General features: G+C 35.2%; 17 protein-coding genes and 1 pseudogene. 9 read left to right on the forward strand and 9 right to left on the reverse strand.

The window, feature by feature from the left end; translation table 11 throughout:
* Positions 1-173 precede the first annotated feature (173 nt).
* Positions 174-368 (forward strand): hypothetical protein, encoded by a 195-nt coding sequence (locus tag AB1422_08225; protein ID MEW6619305.1) that lies wholly within the window; start codon positions 174-176, stop codon positions 366-368.
* 104 nt (positions 369-472) lie between these two features.
* Here AB1422_08225 and mutS read toward each other — a convergent pair whose 3' ends face one another.
* The 8 genes from mutS to rfaE1 all read right to left on the reverse strand — a co-directional run bounded on the left by mutS (position 473) and on the right by rfaE1 (position 10,724).
* Positions 473-3,052 (reverse strand): DNA mismatch repair protein MutS, encoded by a 2,580-nt coding sequence (gene mutS, locus AB1422_08230; GenBank protein ID MEW6619306.1) that lies wholly within the window; start codon positions 3,050-3,052, stop codon positions 473-475.
* A gap of 291 nt (positions 3,053-3,343) precedes the next feature.
* Entirely contained in the window at positions 3,344-4,480 is a 1,137-nt protein-coding gene (locus tag AB1422_08235; GenBank protein MEW6619307.1) for a glycosyltransferase family 2 protein, read from the reverse strand.
* Between the two features lie 1,149 nt (positions 4,481-5,629).
* Positions 5,630-7,246, reverse strand: a complete 1,617-nt coding sequence (locus AB1422_08240; GenBank protein MEW6619308.1) for a CTP synthase — start codon at positions 7,244-7,246, stop codon at positions 5,630-5,632.
* Positions 7,247-7,262: 16 nt separating this feature from the next.
* Entirely contained in the window at positions 7,263-7,991 is a 729-nt protein-coding gene (gene kdsB, locus AB1422_08245; GenBank protein ID MEW6619309.1) for a 3-deoxy-manno-octulosonate cytidylyltransferase, read from the reverse strand.
* Between the two features lie 3 nt (positions 7,992-7,994).
* A complete protein-coding gene (locus AB1422_08250) occupies positions 7,995-8,732 on the reverse strand; it encodes a hypothetical protein (GenBank protein ID MEW6619310.1) in 738 nt (245 codons plus the stop codon).
* A gap of 339 nt (positions 8,733-9,071) precedes the next feature.
* Positions 9,072-9,200: a hypothetical protein gene (locus AB1422_08255; protein MEW6619311.1), complete on the reverse strand. Its 129-nt coding sequence runs from the start codon at positions 9,198-9,200 to the stop codon at positions 9,072-9,074.
* Positions 9,201-9,274: 74 nt separating this feature from the next.
* On the reverse strand, positions 9,275-9,754 hold the full coding sequence (gene rfaE2, locus AB1422_08260) for a D-glycero-beta-D-manno-heptose 1-phosphate adenylyltransferase (GenBank protein ID MEW6619312.1): 480 nt from the start codon (positions 9,752-9,754) through the stop codon (positions 9,275-9,277).
* Positions 9,747-10,724: a D-glycero-beta-D-manno-heptose-7-phosphate kinase gene (gene rfaE1, locus AB1422_08265; GenBank protein MEW6619313.1), complete on the reverse strand. Its 978-nt coding sequence runs from the start codon at positions 10,722-10,724 to the stop codon at positions 9,747-9,749. Before rfaE1 ends, rfaE2 begins: the two co-directional genes overlap by 8 nt.
* 394 nt (positions 10,725-11,118) lie before the next feature.
* Here rfaE1 and AB1422_08270 point away from each other — a divergent pair, with 394 nt between their 5' ends.
* From AB1422_08270 to AB1422_08285, 4 genes are all read left to right on the forward strand, one after another.
* Positions 11,119-12,570 (forward strand): menaquinone biosynthesis decarboxylase, encoded by a 1,452-nt coding sequence (locus AB1422_08270; GenBank protein ID MEW6619314.1) that lies wholly within the window; start codon positions 11,119-11,121, stop codon positions 12,568-12,570.
* Positions 12,571-12,662: 92 nt separating this feature from the next.
* Positions 12,663-13,349: a hypothetical protein gene (locus tag AB1422_08275; GenBank protein MEW6619315.1), complete on the forward strand. Its 687-nt coding sequence runs from the start codon at positions 12,663-12,665 to the stop codon at positions 13,347-13,349.
* Positions 13,350-13,390: 41 nt separating this feature from the next.
* Positions 13,391-13,996 carry a flavin prenyltransferase UbiX gene (locus AB1422_08280; GenBank protein MEW6619316.1) on the forward strand — a complete coding sequence of 202 codons (606 nt, stop codon included), beginning with the start codon at positions 13,391-13,393 and terminating at the stop codon, positions 13,994-13,996.
* Positions 13,997-14,092: 96 nt separating this feature from the next.
* Entirely contained in the window at positions 14,093-14,242 is a 150-nt protein-coding gene (locus AB1422_08285) for a hypothetical protein (GenBank protein MEW6619317.1), read from the forward strand.
* Positions 14,243-14,539: 297 nt separating this feature from the next.
* Here AB1422_08285 and AB1422_08290 read toward each other — a convergent pair whose 3' ends face one another.
* Positions 14,540-14,671: a hypothetical protein gene (locus tag AB1422_08290; protein MEW6619318.1), complete on the reverse strand. Its 132-nt coding sequence runs from the start codon at positions 14,669-14,671 to the stop codon at positions 14,540-14,542.
* 399 nt (positions 14,672-15,070) lie between these two features.
* Here AB1422_08290 and AB1422_08295 point away from each other — a divergent pair.
* From AB1422_08295 to AB1422_08310, 4 genes and pseudogenes are all read left to right on the forward strand, one after another.
* Positions 15,071-15,220: pseudogene (locus AB1422_08295) on the forward strand (four helix bundle protein).
* A 327-nt stretch (positions 15,221-15,547) separates the two neighbouring features.
* Entirely contained in the window at positions 15,548-15,889 is a 342-nt protein-coding gene (locus tag AB1422_08300; protein ID MEW6619319.1) for a hypothetical protein, read from the forward strand.
* 386 nt (positions 15,890-16,275) lie between these two features.
* The gene (locus AB1422_08305; protein ID MEW6619320.1) at positions 16,276-16,542 is read left to right on the forward strand and encodes a hypothetical protein; all 267 of its coding nucleotides are present in this window, start codon (positions 16,276-16,278) and stop codon (positions 16,540-16,542) included.
* Positions 16,532-16,870: a type II toxin-antitoxin system RelE/ParE family toxin gene (locus tag AB1422_08310; GenBank protein MEW6619321.1), complete on the forward strand. Its 339-nt coding sequence runs from the start codon at positions 16,532-16,534 to the stop codon at positions 16,868-16,870. Before AB1422_08305 ends, AB1422_08310 begins: the two co-directional genes overlap by 11 nt.
* Positions 16,871-17,529 lie beyond the last annotated feature (659 nt).

A 17,529-nucleotide genomic window follows, 5' to 3' on the forward strand; every position in this document is an offset into this window, starting at 1 on the left:
TATAGCATAGAAGGAGGCCAATCTCAATCATTTCTGTTAAAAAATCTACAGATTTTTTAACAGATTAACTACTGATATATCAAAGGGTTAACGCTATTCTGGTTAGCCTACTTGCCGATTTCAGGATTAAAGCATGGCTTAAGGTTGTAAATAGCAACAATCAAGAAGTGATAATGCTGACGTCATTACTAAATCTCTCTAATATTATACTACCACCTAATTTTGATTCAGGGATTGTAAATTTATTCAACTATACCTTTCCAGCAAATTTACCTCTAATGAATATTGAAATAGGCGGAAGGATATTAGACTCAATTACTGGTGACCATTTAGATTCTGACATTGAAACATGCACCTATACACCTTAGTTCAACTCCCAAAAAAAACAGGCAGGTATGTAGTGTTTTTCTGCATACCTGCCTGATGAGATTATTGATGTATTAAATCTGAAGTTGTTTTTATCTTGCCTTTATCATTCCACCATTTTCTTAAGTTCATTCAACTTATTCATCGCTTCAAGGGGAGTTAACCTGTCTAAATCAATCTCCTTCAATTCCTCAACCACCCTATGGGATTGAGGCTCAAAAAGGGTTAATTGCACAGGTTGGTGTTTAATTGATGATACCGCTGTTTCCTCACCAATATTACTCATCTCAAGACTACTCAATATCGCGGTGGCCCTTTTTATGACTTCTGGAGGTAAGCCTGCCAGTTGGGCAACATGGATACCATAACTTCTGTCTGTTCCGCCTTTAATTATCTTTCGTAAAAATATTATTTTGTCATTCCATTCTTTAACCGCGATATTGTAATTTTTTATCCTTTCCAACGAAAATTCTAACTCAGTCAATTCATGGTAATGGGTAGCAAATAGTGTTCGTGCCTGAAGGCGAGGGTTATTATGAAGATACTCAGCCACTGCCCAGGCAATACTGACTCCGTCAAAAGTGCTTGTTCCCCGACCTACCTCGTCTAAAATAAGCAGGCTTTTAGGTGTAGAATTATTCAAGATATTGGCCGTTTCAATCATCTCCACCATAAATGTGCTTTGTCCTTTAACCAATTCATCCGAGGCGCCAACTCGAGTAAAGATACGGTCAACAATACCAATGGTAGCCGAAGAGGCAGGAATAAAACTACCCATTTGTGCTATTAAAACAATCAATGCTACCTGACGAATATAGGTTGATTTTCCAGCCATATTTGGTCCGGTAATAATTAAAATTTGTTCTGTATTGGCGTCAATAAAGGTATCATTTGGCACAAACCGTTCACCAACCAATACCTTTTCTACAACTGGATGTCTGCCATCTTTAATTGAAATGATATTTTCATTATTAACCTCTGGCTGGATATAATCATTCTCAACGGCTACCTGTGAAAGGGATAAAATAACATCTAACAAGGCAATGGCATTGGCTACCTTTTGAATGCGTTTTACCTCAGTGATTATTTGTGTCCGAACCTTTAAAAATATTTCATACTCAATTTCGACAATTTTATCTTGAGCATTCAGGATTTTCACCTCCCATTCCTTTAATTGTGGAGTAATGAACCTTTCGGCATTAGTTAGAGTCTGTTTGCGGATATAATCTTGAGGCACAAGAGCTAAATTAGGTTTAGTTACCTCAATGTAATAGCCAAAAACCTTATTATACCCTACCTTCAAGGAATTAATCTTCGTGCGTTTAATCTCTTCTTGCTGAAGTCTAACCAGCCAGTTTTTTGCATCTTTACTGATATTTCGTAACTCATCCAATTCTTGAAAATACCCTTCTTTGATTAAGCCACCATCTCGTAAAGAAAGTGGTGGTGAGTCAACTATCACCTTTTCAATTAATTCGGTTACATCACTTAAATCCTCTAAATTTTCTTCTATCTCCTTTATAATTCTGGAATTAAATGGCTTTAATATATCTCTTATCTTCGGGGTTATTTTCAGTGATTCTTTTAAAGCGACCAGGTCGCGGGCATTGGCTAAATTGGTATCTAATCTGCTAATGAGTCGTTCGATGTCGTGGATATTTTTCAGGAGAGAAAATAATTCATCTCGAAGGGTAGGAGAGGCGACAAATTCACCAATACCCTGTTGGCGATATGTTATTTTTTCTACACTTATCAAGGGTTGCTGTATCCATTCTCGAAGTAATCTGCCGCCCATGGCGGTAATAGTCTTATCTAAAACCCAGATAAGCGAACCTGTCTTTTCACCACTACGGATGGTTCTGGTTAATTCTAAATTTCTTAATGTAGCGGCATCTAATATCATAAAATCAGAGGTAGTGTAAGGTGTAAGTTTATTGACATAGGTTAGTCCAGAGCGTTGAGTTTCCTTAAGATAATGAATAATAGCACCAGAAGCCCCAATTCCTATATGAAGGTTTTCACAACCAAATCCATCAAGGGATGAGGTGCCAAAAAGCTCACATAAGGTATTAAATCCGGTTGAATGACTAAATATCCAATCATCCTGAAAGGTAATAGTAGTGGCTAATTGGGTTACCAATTCATCTTCCTGTAATGAAAGTGGAATAAGGCATTCTTGAGGGTTAATTCGGGTTAATTCAATGAATAATTCTGTTGGGTTGGATAACTCTGTTACTTTGAATTCGCCAGTAGAAGGGTCGATAAACGAAAAACCAATTTTATTATTATTTTTATTGATAGCGGCTAAGTAGTTATGAACTTTATCTTCAAGTAATGATGGATTAAGCACTGTTCCTGGAGTAATAGTTCGGATTATTTCCCGTTTAACTATGCCTTTAGCTAATTTAGGGTCTTCTACTTGTTCACAGATAGCTACTTTTTTGCCTGCCTTTATTAGCCTTGAAATATAGCCATCGGCAGAATGATAAGGCACACCGGCTAAAGGTACTTTATCACCTTTTATCGTCCCTCTTGATGTTAGTGTAATCCCCAATATTTTAGAGGCAATCTTTGCATCATCAAAAAACATCTCATAAAAATCACCCAGTCGAAAGAATAAAATAGTATCCTTCATTTGCTGTTTAATTTGCAAATATTGCCGCATCATAGGTGTTAACTGGTCCATATTGTTCTCCTGAAAATAGGAAGTAGAGAGTAGAAAGTAGAGAGTAGAGAGAAAATCTGTAACCGTTCACCGTAGAGACACAGAGACGCAGAGAAAAAATTAAAATCTATTCACCAGAGACAGAAATTTCCTTTTTTTGTGCATTTCGGGTCTTTCCCTGTTTATTAATCTTTTAATACTTACTTTTGACTAACTGTTTTTAAGCCTTTTTAAACACCGAAAAACGCGAAAAACACGAAAAAAAAGATATTTTCCTCTCTGTTTCTCTGCGTCTCTGCGGTAAAGGATTACCTAAACGGTTACCTTTTTCCTGATTCCTAAGATACTCAAAAAGAATGATGAAAATATGACTTGAATGCCAATGACTATAAAAGTTAAAGCGACTAAGCCAGTTCGCACCTCACTTAACGGACCAAAATTGCCTGCTATCCATCGAATTAAGATATAAACATTTATCCCTAATCCTAATAAGGTAACTAATGCACCAATAATTAACCCTCTTTCTAAATTGAAATAATGTGAAAACCATTCGATAAATCTATCGCTTTCTTCAAAATGTTCAGTTAGAGAGTAGCTTTTAGCATACAATCCAAGATTAACAATTTGAAAGCCCAGAATAGCCAACAGGCTACCTAACACCATATAATGAATATCAAAATGTAGATTTCCTATTTTGAGTGGTCCCGGGAGTAAGACAAGTAAAAAGACTAATCCAATAAAGAATAGGATTATACCTGGTATTAAAAATAAATAGGTAGGGGAATACAACAGCATAAACCTGAGATGTCGCCAGCCATCTTTAAATGAGGCAAGTTTTGATTCTCCTTCTCGTGGATGATAGGTGATGGGTAGTTCTTTAATTTTAAGTTTAAGTTTCAATGCCTTAATGACCATTTCAGAGGCAAATTCCATACCGATAGTTTTAAGGTTCATTTTTTTATATGCCTCTTTAGTTACCGCTCGCATACCACAATGAGCATCCGATATTTTGCCATGAAAAAATAAGTTTAAAATCCCTGTAAGTATTGGATTACCGATATATCGATGTAACCAGGGCATAGCCCCGGTTAAGATTTTACCTTTAAATCGACTACCAATACAAAACTCATATCCTTCTCTGAGCGGGATTAAAAATTTACCTATTTCTTGCAAATCATAGGTATTATCGGCGTCAGCCATAATGATATATTTTCCATTAGCCTCTTCCAAACCCATCAGATAGGCACTACCATAACCTTTTATAGGTTGATATACTACCTTAGCACCAAGTGATTTAGCGATATTATCTGAATTATCCGTAGAGCCGTTATCAACGACAATCACCTCTCCTTCTACACCTTCATCTTTAAAGGATTTTAGTGCCTTTTTAATACAAATTCCGATAGTATCTTTCTCATTCAAGCAGGGCATAATTACAGATACATCCATTGTTCACTCCTTATCAGCATATAACCTGTAACTGTGATTCAGACACTGGACATCAGACACAAGACTATAGACTCTATACCCAAATAAATTGAGTTTGCAAATATTTTGCTCTAAAAAGGGATCAAGGATTCAAGGGGTCAAGGATTCAAGGGAGGTGAAAAATAAGATGTTCACTCGACCCCTGGATCCCTTGAATCCTTTCAAGAAAGTTTTTGCAAACCTGTTTTCTTTGAGTATAAATCGTAACTCGTGTCCCGTAAACCCGTAGAATTATATGATGGTTAGCCAGTAAGTTAATTATACAAAAATAGTTATTATTTGTCAATTTAAAAAATTTTCTGAAGTAAGAGGTTAGTAAAGTGAGAGGATTAATCTGATTTTCAAAAGAACCACGGAAATACAGAAATTATGAAGCACGGAAATTTGATAGAGTAATTCTATGAATAGAAAGGGATGTCCATCAATTTTTGTAACCGTTCACCGCAGAGATACAGAGACGCAGAGAAAAAATTAAAATTTATTCACCAGAGACAGAAATTTCCTTTTTTTGTGTGCATTTCGGGTCTTTCGTTGTTTATTAATCTTTTAATACTTACTTTTGACTAACTGTTTTTAAGCCTTTTTAAACACCGAAAAACGCGAAAAACACGAAAAAAAAGGTAACCGTTCAGCCACAGAGGCACAGAGTTCACAGAGAATTAGAGAAATTAGCTATAAATGGACACGAATTAACCTGTGCCATTCGATAAATGTAGTGCGAACCTTTAGGTTCGTTTTCCTGCTTGCCAGAAGCGAGGCTAAAGTCTCGCACTACAAATCTTTTCCACCTGTGCGATTAGACTAATTCATCGCAGAGACACAAAGGAAAAATATAATGTCAAATGTAAAATAGGAAATGAAAAATGGGAAATTTTAGTACTTCGCAAGATTCATTACCTTTCAGTTATACACTTTCATTTTTCATTTTACATTATCCATTTTACATTTAACCGCACAGGTCGAATCTTTTTATTATTCGTGTTCATTCGTGGTTATATATTTCCTCTGTGTTCTCTGTGACTCTGTGGCTATATCCTGAACGGTTACAAAAAAAGATATTTTCCTCTCTGCGAACTCTTGCGTCTCTGCGGTAAAGGATTACCTGAACTGTTACTCTTCCTTACTTTCCTTTAAACTTGCCCCAATAAAATCTCTAAATAATGGATGAGGATTGGTCGGTTTAGATTTGAATTCAGGATGAAATTGAGTGGCAACAAACCACGGGTGGTTTTTTAACTCAATTATCTCAACTAAATTATCATCTAACGATAGCCCACTAAAAATAACATTATGTTTTAATAGTATTTTTCGATATTTATTATTTACCTCATATCTATGTCTGTGTCGTTCGGAGATTATCTTTTCACCATAGGCTTTATGAGCAAAAGAACCGTGTCCAAGTTTAGCCGGATATCGTCCCAAACGCATTGTGCCACCCTTCTCTTTTGTGTTTTTTTGTATTTCCATTAAATCGATGACCGGATGCGGTGTATTGGGGTCAATCTCTGAGCTATTGGCATTTTTTAGTCCAGCAAGATTTCTTGCTAATTCTATCACCGCACATTGTAACCCTAAACATATTCCCAAAAATGGTATTTTATTCTTTCTCGCATAAGAAACTGCTTCAATCTTTCCCTCAATCCCTCGATATCCAAAACCTCCAGGAACTAATATCCCATTGACATCTTTAAATGCTTTATCTATCTTTTTTTGGGTGTTAAGTTCTTCTGAATCAACCCATTTAATATGAACCTTCACTTGATGAGGAACACCACCATGAATTAGTGCCTCAACAATGCTTTTGTAGGCATCTTGAAGCTGGATATATTTTCCAACCACAGCGATATTAACCGACGAATCGGGACTTTTAATAATATTGATTACCTTATTCCATTGTTCTTCTTGAGGGATGGATTCATAAGGCGGGGAAAGATTCAATAATTTTATAATAATCTTATCCAGCCCCTGTTTTTTAAATATTAATGGGACCTCATAAACACTACTGACATCATAGGCATCAATTATTGCCTCTTTATCCACATCGCAAAATAAGGCAATTTTATCCTTGAGTTCTGATAGTAGGGGTTTTTGCGTTCGACATAGAATAATATCCGGAGCAATACCAATCTCACGAAGTTTCATAACTGAATGTTGAGTAGGTTTGGTTTTAATTTCGTTTGAGACACTTATAAATGGGACTAAAGTAAGGTGGATATAAAGGACATTTTCTTTGCCAACATCTTTACGGAATTGTCTAATTGCCTCCAAAAAAGGTAATCCTTCAAAATCCCCAACTGTTCCACCAATTTCACCAATAACTACATCCACATCATCTTTGGATAGTTTTAATATTCCCGCTTTAATCTCGTCAGTGATATGTGGAATTACCTGGACAGTCTTGCCAAGATAATCGCCCTTTCTTTCTTTAGTTATGACTGAATAATAAACCATTCCGGCAGTGATATTGCTTTCTTTATTGATAATTGAGTTAGTAAATCGCTCATAATGTCCTAAATCAAGGTCTGTTTCTGCTCCATCATCCGTAACATAGACCTCACCATGTTGATAAGGGCTCATTGTGCCGGGGTCAACATTTATGTATGGGTCAAGTTTTTGCATTCGGATTTTTAGTCCTTTGTTTTCTAATATATGTCCAATAGATGCGGCGGCAATGCCTTTACCTAAAGATGAGACAACACCACCGGTGATAAAGATAAATTTTGTCATATTACCTCTTCCCTGATTACCAATTACTGATTACCTGTTTTCTTACCTTCTCTAAATCATCTTCAGTATCCACTCCTATTGATAAATATTCAGTTTCAACTACCTTAATTTTATATCCATTTTCTAATACCCGTAATTGTTCTAATCCTTCTGTTTGTTCAAGGGGAGTGGCTGGTAGTTGAACTAATTTTAATAAAAAATCCTTGCGATAAACATAAAGTCCAATATGTTTATAATTCTCATAATGAAATTGATGTCTAAAAAAAGGTATTGGTGAGCGAGAGAAATAAAGGGCAAAATCATCTTTATCCGTAACTATTTTAACGACATTAGGATTAGATAATTCAGTTTGGTCTGTTACTTTGTGTTTAAGGGTAGTCATATAAATGGTTGGGTCGGTCAGGAGAGGTTTAACTGCCTCATCAATCGCAGAAGGTGAAATTAGAGGTTCATCACCTTGAACATTAACTACAATTTCTACATCAAGTTGTTCTGCGACTTCCGCGACTCTTGAAGTTCCTGATTGATGTTCTCTTAAGGTCAAAAATACCTCTCCGCCAAAGTTTTTAACCCTGTCATAAATTTGTTGTGAGTCAGTGGCAACAATTAATGCCTCTAAAGTCTTAGATTTTTTCGCCCCTTCATACACCCATTGAATCATTGGTTTATCTAATATTTTAGCCAATGGTTTGCCGGGAAATCTTGTTGAAGAAAATCTTGCGGGAATTATCCCCACTATTTTCATCTTTTATTTCTGTTCCTTCCAGATATTAAAATATCCTAAAGCAAATAGGGTTAAGACGAGCACTGGACACACGACTATTACCCATCCTCTCCACCAATTATAACCTTGTGGGAATATGGTGAAAAAGGTTATTATTCCTGTAATTATCCAGACTAAAAGTAATAATGTTACTCCCGCAACTACTCGTAATCTAAAATTACTTGCCTTTTTGTCAAGGTCTGTTGTTTCATACCAGAGTTGTAATTTAACCAGTTCTTCACCCAGTTCATCTAACGCGCCTTTCTGGAATTTCTCTTTTAATGATTTAATCAATTCCGATAATTCTATAGGTACTGTTGTTGGTTTTTTCTGGTTCGCCATTTCCTCTAATATCTTTTCAATCTGTAAGATACATTCTTCTTTTTGTTGTAAATCTAATTTCGCATCCTCTTTAAGTGAAAGTTCAACATCTTCTAACGGGACTTCTGGAGGAATATACATCGTTAATTTTACCCCTTTTTGTCTGCCTACGGAACGAATAAGTCGATATATTCTGGCGACAGAGATAGGTTGTTTGTTAATTAAATCCCTTTTTAATATCTCAATGAGTTTCTTCATCGCTTTTTTACTCTTAGTCAAAACATCCATTAATTTGCTACTTATAATCCAACTGACGAGAGCTGTTAAAAATATCCCCAGTAACATTCCCACGAGTAATGTTCCCAGAGTTGCTAATTGTTGTTGCACAACATTTATATTCATTTTTTTTACCTCCATTTGTTTGGTAATTTAGAGTTCTGCAAAACTAAGAAACTGTAGTTTTTAAGCGGGTATTTAAAACCTCTATTTTTATCAAATTCCTCCAAATATCAAAATGCAAAACTCGTTTATAGTTTATAGTGTATAGTTTATAGTTTAGGGTTTATAGTGTATAGTTTATAGTGTATAGTTTATAGTCCTTCAACTATCAACTATCAACTATAAACTATCAACTATCTTTGCCAAAGTTCAGTAAAATTATCTTTTTCCTTTCAGCGTTAAGATACTTGAAGCAAAGATATTACCAGATTCCTCCAACTCTTTGAGAAACCATGCTACTTCCTATTGCTCACCAATTCTTTGAGAAACACTATCCTTTGGCAACTTATCGATGAATTCTATAAGTCGCAGAGTGAAGTTATACAATCTTTTCTTGAAGTCCTTTTTGAAATTTGATTTGTAATTTTGCATTTTGATATTTAATATTTATTTGCTGTCTCCCCCAAATCCTATTTTGCAGAACCCTATCGGTAATTAGTTACCAGTTACTTATTATATCTCTCAATAATCGTTTGAATTAAATTAGTGGTTGATTTACCTTTAATTTCTGGAATGGTCAATACTTTTCCACCAGCAGAGGTGACAATTTCTCGACCTTTTATTTCATTTAATTGATAATCACCTCCTTTAACTAATACATCGGGAATTAACTCCGAAATTATTCTGACCGGGTCAATCTCTTCAAATATAAGCACATAATCAACGCAAGATAAAGCAGAGAGGATATAGGCTCTATCTTCTTGAGGCATCAGAGGTCTTGTATCCCCCTTAATCTTTTTGATAGATTCATCACTATTAATGGCAACAATTAAAATATCACCATAAGTTTTTGCCTCTTCAAGGTATTTTATATGACCATAATGCAAAATATCAAAACAGCCATTGGTAAAAACTATTTGTTTGTCCTGATTTTTTAGATCGGATATTATATTTTTTAATTCCTCAAGGGTTTTAATTTTAGTCAAGTTTTTTAATTCTTTCCTGCAATTCATCTATTTTTAATGTTGCGGTGCCTACTTTTTCGACGACGATTCCCGCAGCACAATTAGATAATCTGGCACAGGTTTTCATATCCAACCCTGCACCTAAAGCCATTGCCATCACCGCTACAACCGTATCTCCAGCTCCCGTAACATCATAAACCTCTTTAGCAATCGTTGGGATATGCGTCACATCGCCATTTTGCTCAAATAGAGTCATACCTTCTTCGCCTCTGGTGATAAGGACTCCTTTAGCTTCTAATTGGGCTAAAATACTTTTGCCAACATTAATCAAAGATTCATCATCAACTATTTTTTTACGGGTTAGAGTTTCTGCCTCTTTAAGATTAGGGGTGATTACTGTTATTCCTTTGTAACTCAGGAAATGACTTTCTTTGGGGTCAACTATTATTGGTAGATTATATTTTTTAGTTAGAGGGATAATTTCTTCTAACAATCTTGCATTAATGACCCCTTTACCATAATCAGAGATAACAATACTCTGAATATCTTCGATGACCATTCTACAAAAACTCAATATTTGTTTACAAACCCATTCATCGATATTAGAGCGTTGTTCGCGGTCAACCCTGACTATTTGTTGGGAATGACCAATAATTCTTGATTTTAATGTTGTCGGTCGTTCGCTATCAATCACTACGCCATCAATTTCAATTCCTTTTGCTTTAAAATCTGTAAGTAATTTTTTCCCGGTTCCGTCATCTCCAATTACACCAGTGGGATATATTTTCCCTCCTAATGAATAGATGTTATTAATTACATTTCCCGCTCCGCCTGGAGCATAGGTGATTGAAGTTACCTCAACCACAGGCACTGGCGCCTCAGGTGAAATACGCTCTACTTTACCGTAGATAAATTCATCTATCATCAAATCGCCAATAACTAATATTTTGACACCTTTAAATTTATCAATCGCCCTGGCTAATTTATCCATTATTCAAAAACCTCCATCTTTTGTAAGTGTTCAGGATGTAATAAAGGGAAAAGGTAACTGTTCACCGCAGAGACACAGAGACGCAGAGAAAAAATTAAAAACTATGGACGATACTCATAAATCTGGTTACAATGTGCTATGTATTTCAATGTCTGCATCAATAATCTTTTATGTGCTCTAATTTATTTCTATGTCTTCTCTGTTCCTCTGCGTCTCTGCGGTAAATTACCCCCCTGAACGGTTAAGTGAAACCCTATTCTGTCTATTGTCTTCTAATTTTATCACAAAGGTTATATTCTGTCAACAAAATTTTACTTGACCGATTTTGACAACAGGCAGTCACTCTAAAGATTTCTTGTTTAAATGTCGATAAAAGAATAAGAGGGTTTTAACAATGGCATATAAATCTTTTCAGGAATTTATACAAGAACTTGAAAGAATAGGAGAATTAAAACGGATAAAGAGTAAAGTTAGTCCTATATTAGAAATTACCGAGATTACAGATAGATTCTGTAAAAATCAGGGGCCGGCGTTACTATTTGAGCAAGTAGATGGGGCTTTAATTCCTGTTGTTACAAATGCTTATGGCTCAATGGAAAGAATGGCATTGGCTTTAGGGGTAGAAAATCTCAATAAAATAGTTACTGAGATTGAAAATCTTATAAATACCGAAGTTCCAGATAATTTAATAGATAAACTTAAATTAATTCCTAAAGTATCTCAATTTGCCTCATTCATTCCTAAGAAAGTATCAGCAGGACTTTGCAAAGAAATAATTATTGATAATCCTGATTTGAGCATTTTACCTATATTAAAATGCTGGCCTGAAGATGGAGGTAAGTTTATTACCCTGCCTATTGTTATTACTAAAAATCCCAGAACAGGTATCCGTAATCTGGGGATGTATAGAATGCAGGTGTATGATTCAAAGACTACAGGTATGCATTGGCATCCACATAAAGTTGGGGCAAAACACTTTCAATTATATAAAGAAGTCGGAGAAAAGATGCCTGTTGCTGTTTGTTTAGGTGGTGACCCGGCAATTACTTATGCCGCCACTGCCCCTTTACCAGAAGAAATAGATGAATTGCTATTTGCTGGATTTTTACGAAAAAAACCTGTAGAAATTACCCAATGTCAAACAATTGATTTAGAAATTCCTGCTGACTCAGAGATAGTCTTAGAAGGTTATGTTGACCCTACGGAAGAATTGCGACTTGAAGGACCTTTTGGTGACCATACAGGCTATTACTCACTTCCAGAAAAATATCCGGTATTTCATCTGACCTGTATCACACATCGAAAAAATCCTATTTATCCAGCAACCATTGTTGGTAAACCACCTATGGAAGATTGTTTTATGGCTAAAGCCACAGAACGAATATTTTTACCTTTGATAAAACTCATATTCCCAGAAATAATAGACATAAATTTACCCATTGAAGGGGTATTTCATAATTTAGCCTTTGTCTCAATTAAAAAAAGTTACCCTGGTCATGCCAAAAAGGTAATGCATGGTTTATGGGGATTAGGACAATTGATGTTCACGAAAATAATTGTTGTTTTGGATGAAGATGTAGATGTCCAGAATTTGCAAGAGGTTATCTGGCGTATTGGAAATAATGTTGACCCCAAGCGTGATTTTATCTTTGTTGAGGGACCTGTTGATACCTTAAATCATGCCGCTCCTTATCCAGGATTAGGCTCTAAAGTCGGCATTGATGCTACTAAAAAATCTAAAGAAGAAGGTTTTATGAGAGAATGGCCGCAAGATATAAAGATGTCAAAGGAAGTAAAAAGAAAAATAGATAGTATCTGGGGAGAGATGGTAATCAGTAAGTGGTGAGGTGAACGGTTACCTGTTTTCATCATTTTTTAGTTGACAGAGCCTTTAATTCTGTGATAAAATAAATCAAGAATAAAAAGAGGAATCATAACTTGAAATTAAATAAAGAATTTTCTAATCAAATAAAGTCTCTATTACTTAAATACGACCCTGATATAGTAGAAATCATACAATTTGGAAGTTCTGTCTATGGTCTTAAGTATGCAAGAGATTTAGACTTATTAATATTTACTAAAAAAAAGAAGGGCTACGGAGGTTATTTAGATGCTCTTTCAAACTTAAATTTCCCATACTGGATTGATATTATAGTCAATAGAATTGATGAGTCATTAGATGGATTAGCTAATGCAGTGTTAGTTTTTAATAAAATTTTATATGGGGATGGGAGGTATTTAATGGAAGCGACTAAGGATACCAATAAGCCAAACTATAAAGAAGCAAAAGCAGAATTGAAAAATGCGAAAGATATCCTGAAATTAGGATTAGAGATTAAAGAAAAATTAAGGAAAGAGCACTTTTTCAGAAATGCTTTCAATAGTTTATTTCATGCTGTAAGATTTGCTTCAAGGGTATATTTATCTACTGATGAAAAGAGATGGGGTGAACTTAAAAAGAGACTCCCTAATCCATATCAAAAAGAATTTGAAAATTATATATCCACCTTACATATAAAATATTTCTATGATGGAAACTATCCAAAAGATAAAGTAAAAGAGGAGTTTGAAATCTGGTATAATAAAGTTAAAGACTATATTGAAAATCTACAGAAACAAAGCTAAAATGAGGATAGATAGGACTCACCTATGAAAAGGGTTTGTAAATGAAGATAATTGTTGCTATTACCGGAGCAAGTGGAATTATCTATGCGAAAAGATTACTTGAATTACTTGTTCAACAAAAGCAAATAGAGATTGTTCTTACTCTATCTAAAAATTCTATTCTTACTATTGAAGACGAGTTAAATTTAAAAGTAGATTTAAAAAATTTTAAACCTGAAGATTTGCTGGGGAAAGAAGGAAAATCTATAAGTTATTTTCATTATGAAGATTTAAGCCCTGATTTTATAAGTGGTTCAAATTATTTTGATGCATTTGTGATTATTCCTTGTAGTATGGGGACATTAAGCCGAATTGCGGCTGGGTTATCAGATAATCTTATCGGACGCACCGCAGATGTTGCTTTAAAAGAACAACGCAAATTTATTCTTGTGCCACGAGAAACCCCTTTAAATTACATCCACCTGCGAAATATGTTAGAACTCGTCCAGGCAGGTGCTGTAATCCTACCTGCCTGCCCGGGTTTTTACCATCACCCAAAAACAATAAATGATTTAGTTGATTTTCTTGTTTCGAGGGTTTTAGACCATTTAGGAATAAAAACTAATGTCGTCATTAAGTGGAAAAATCCGCAAAATAATACAGAATGATTAATTTTATTCGTAACTATTCAGCCACTGATTGACACGGATGAGCACGGATAAATAGCAGAAATCAGAGGGCAGAGGGCAGAAGGCAGAGGACAGATGAGAAATGGGGAAACGGAGAAAGGGAGAAACGGAGAAGGAGAGGAGACACGAGGCACTATACCTGAATTTTCAGCCATCAGCCATCACCCTAATTACGGACACGGAAAACGGACACGGATTACGAATTTTGGTGGTGTCTTAATCTAGCATAAAGGTTAAAATAGTGTATAGGGTTCTGCAAAATAGGATTTGAGGGAGACAACAAATAAATATCAAATATCAAATATTAAATATCAAATATAAATATCAAAATGCAAAATTACAAATCAAATTTCAAAGAGGAAGTAGCAGGGTTTCTCAAAGAGTTGGAGGAATTTGGTAATATCTTTGCTTCAAGTATTTTAACGCTGAAAGGAAAGAGATAATTTTACTGAACTTTGGCAAATTTGCAAATTCTCTGAAAAACTTAAAACTAAAAGCGTAAAACCCAAAACCGTTGATAGTTTAGAGTTGATAGTTTAGAGTTGATAGTTGATAGTTGATAGTTGAAGGACTATAAACCATAAACCATAAACTATAAACGAGTTTTGCATTTTGCTCTTTGGAGAAAATCCCTTTTGGACACCAAATCTGCATAGATTTCACTATTAGAGTTATTTTCAGACACCACCCGAATTTTCAGTGTTTCATCTGTGTCCATCTGTGGCTGAATAGTTATGCAGACTTATTTAGAGCGGTTATTAACTGGAAGTTTACATAGGATAATACCCATAAATAAGGCATGAGAATAATCGTTCCGTTAGGAACATAATATCGGTAGGAATAGATAGACAAATCAATCAGTTCCGTAGGAACGATATATTGGTAGAAAATTTATCCACCTGTGCGATTAGACTAATTCATCGCAGAGACGCAAAGGAAAAATAAATGTGAAATGGTAACTATTCACCCTGTAGGAAAGTAGGAGAGTAGGGAAGTAGGAAAGGGAAAGAAAATGAAAATGAATGAGAAGTTAGATGATTTAGACAACTTGTAGTATGGCAAAAAAACCATCATTTAGTGATAAGAACATACGAAATAACCAAAAACTTCCCCACTGAAGAAAAATATGGATTGGTGCAACAGATGTGCACAGCGGCTGTTTCTATTTCAGCAAATATTGCAGATCAATTAAGAGTAAAATAGTATGAAGTATTTTCCCCCTTTCCTACTTCCTACTTCCTACTTCCTGCTTGCTTGGTATTTGGTATGCTGAATAGTTACGTGAAATGTAAAATAGGAAATGAAAAATGGGAAATTTTAGTACTTCGCAAGACTCATTACCTTTCAGTTATACATTTTCATTGGACATTTCTCATTTTACATTATCCATTTTACATTTAACCGCACAGGTCGAAAAGATTTGTAGTGCGAGACTTTAGCCTCGCTTCTGGCAAGCAATGGTTCGCACTACATTTATCGAATGTCACAGGTTAATTCGTGTCCATTTGTGGCTAATTTCTCTAATTCTCTGTGAACTATGTGCCTCTGTGGCTGAACGGTTACAATAGTTTAGATGAAAATCTGGTCAAGAACAAAGGGGCAATAGAAGAGTTAGTTGGGGACATTGAGAGGAATAAGAGAGATATTCCCTGTTATGCGTATGCGGTTAGGAAGAGACCTGGATTTCGTAATTCGAGCAATATAGGTGAGAAAATGAATGACCTTATTGTGTCAGAGAGACAGAAACATAATGGGATGAGTTGGTCTAAGTCTGGTTCAATAGGTCTTGCTTCAATAACTGCGATGAAAAGAAACAATGAGGCTAAAAGATGGTTTGAACAAGGTGATATAGAGTTCAAACTGGCAGCTTAATCCTAACCATACAGGTGGAAAATTTTTGTTGACAATAGGGAAAGATTTTGGTAAAATATTCCGACCTGTGAAATAGGTCGACCTGGGAAAACAAAATTATACTCCACTGCTTGGTGTAAGAAAAGGAGATAGGGAGATTAAGGAGATAAGGGGATATTATTCTAATTCCACTCTTCTAAAATCTGCCTTTTCTTTAGCAAAGTGGACAAGAATAGCACTGATATCTCCATATCTCCTTTATCCCCTTATCCCCCTTCTTATACTAACCATAATCAAAATATTCCTATTTCACAGGTCGAAATATTCCCATAATGGGCAAAAGTGAAGGTAATATCCAAAATGCACCAAAAAGCAAATTCCTATCAGTTTATGGAGGTGAGTTTATAATGGGAATTAGAAGTGTTGAAGCAATAAATCCATTAGAAGGAGAATTTCCACTTATTTTGGAAAAGGGTTGCCCTAAGGCTTTTGTTGTAGAGGTAAAGGTCTTTCAAATGCTCAAGATACTCGTAGATAATCTTCTTGAAAAAGAGCAAGAACCAGAGGATGTTTTACTATCAACTTCTAAGGCATTCCAAAGGCTTTTAAATTCTGTTGAAAAAGAAGATAGTAAGCCATCTTCGGATTGGAGAAAAGAGCTTTATGAGATTTGAGATTCGGTTTTCAAAACCATTTAAGCGTAGTATTCACCATCTGGAAAAGAAATATCAGCACATTCGGTCTGATTTGGAGTCAGCAATTGAAGTGTTGTTAATTTACCCTGATTTAGGAAAAGTGATACCTAATACGCAGGGAGTGCGAAAACTTCGTGTTAAAAGCAGCGATATGGTTAAAGGTAAGCGTGGGGGCTTTCGCTTGTTGTATTTACTTGATAGGGAAAAAAGTTGTATTACTTTGTTATTTGTTTATGCTAAGCCAGAGAAAAAAGACATAAGCCCAAAAGAGATTGAGTCAGTTATAGAAGAAGCCTTAAGGGAATAATGAAGAAGCTTTTGGGATTTTTGGTTTTGGGAATAGGGTTTATACCCAATACTGTTCGGAATGATTTTTGCTTAAACTATTTTTATTAAAGTGTTGTAACTCATTGATATTAAAGGAGAAAAAATTCTAGACATTTTTCCTTTTTTATGTTATACTGGACTTTCGTAAATTTTATGCTACTTCTAAAGTTCTCTTTATCCTTATCAATCTGTTTATTTTGCTCAAAGATGGCAAAATTAGGCTCAAAAGCCTGATGATTTTTTGCAACTTATCCTTTGAAGTTGAGTTGATAAAAAATGCTTTACCTATTTTTTTCCCTTTGTGTCCTTTGCGTTACTACTTTGTGCCCTTTGTGATTTATCCTTTTTTAACCGCAAAGAACGCAAAGAAATCAACCGCAAAGAACGCAAAGAAATCAATCGCAAAGAACGCAAAGATTAAAGGAGAAAGGAATCATAGAAAATTCACGGTAAGCGTTCAGGTGGTGTAACAAAAGGAGATGTGGAGATTAAGGAGATAGGGAGATATTATTAAAAAAATTGAAATTAATAGAAACTAATACTCGATGTTCAAGTTTTTTAGTTTTAGGGGCATAAAGTCCTTATTTTTATTTTAGCTCAAGTGAGACAATATGCTGTTCTCCATTTCAAGAAAGGGGT

The organism is bacterium (assembly GCA_040757115.1).
Taxonomy (GTDB): Bacteria; UBA9089; CG2-30-40-21; order CG2-30-40-21; family SBAY01; genus JBFLXS01.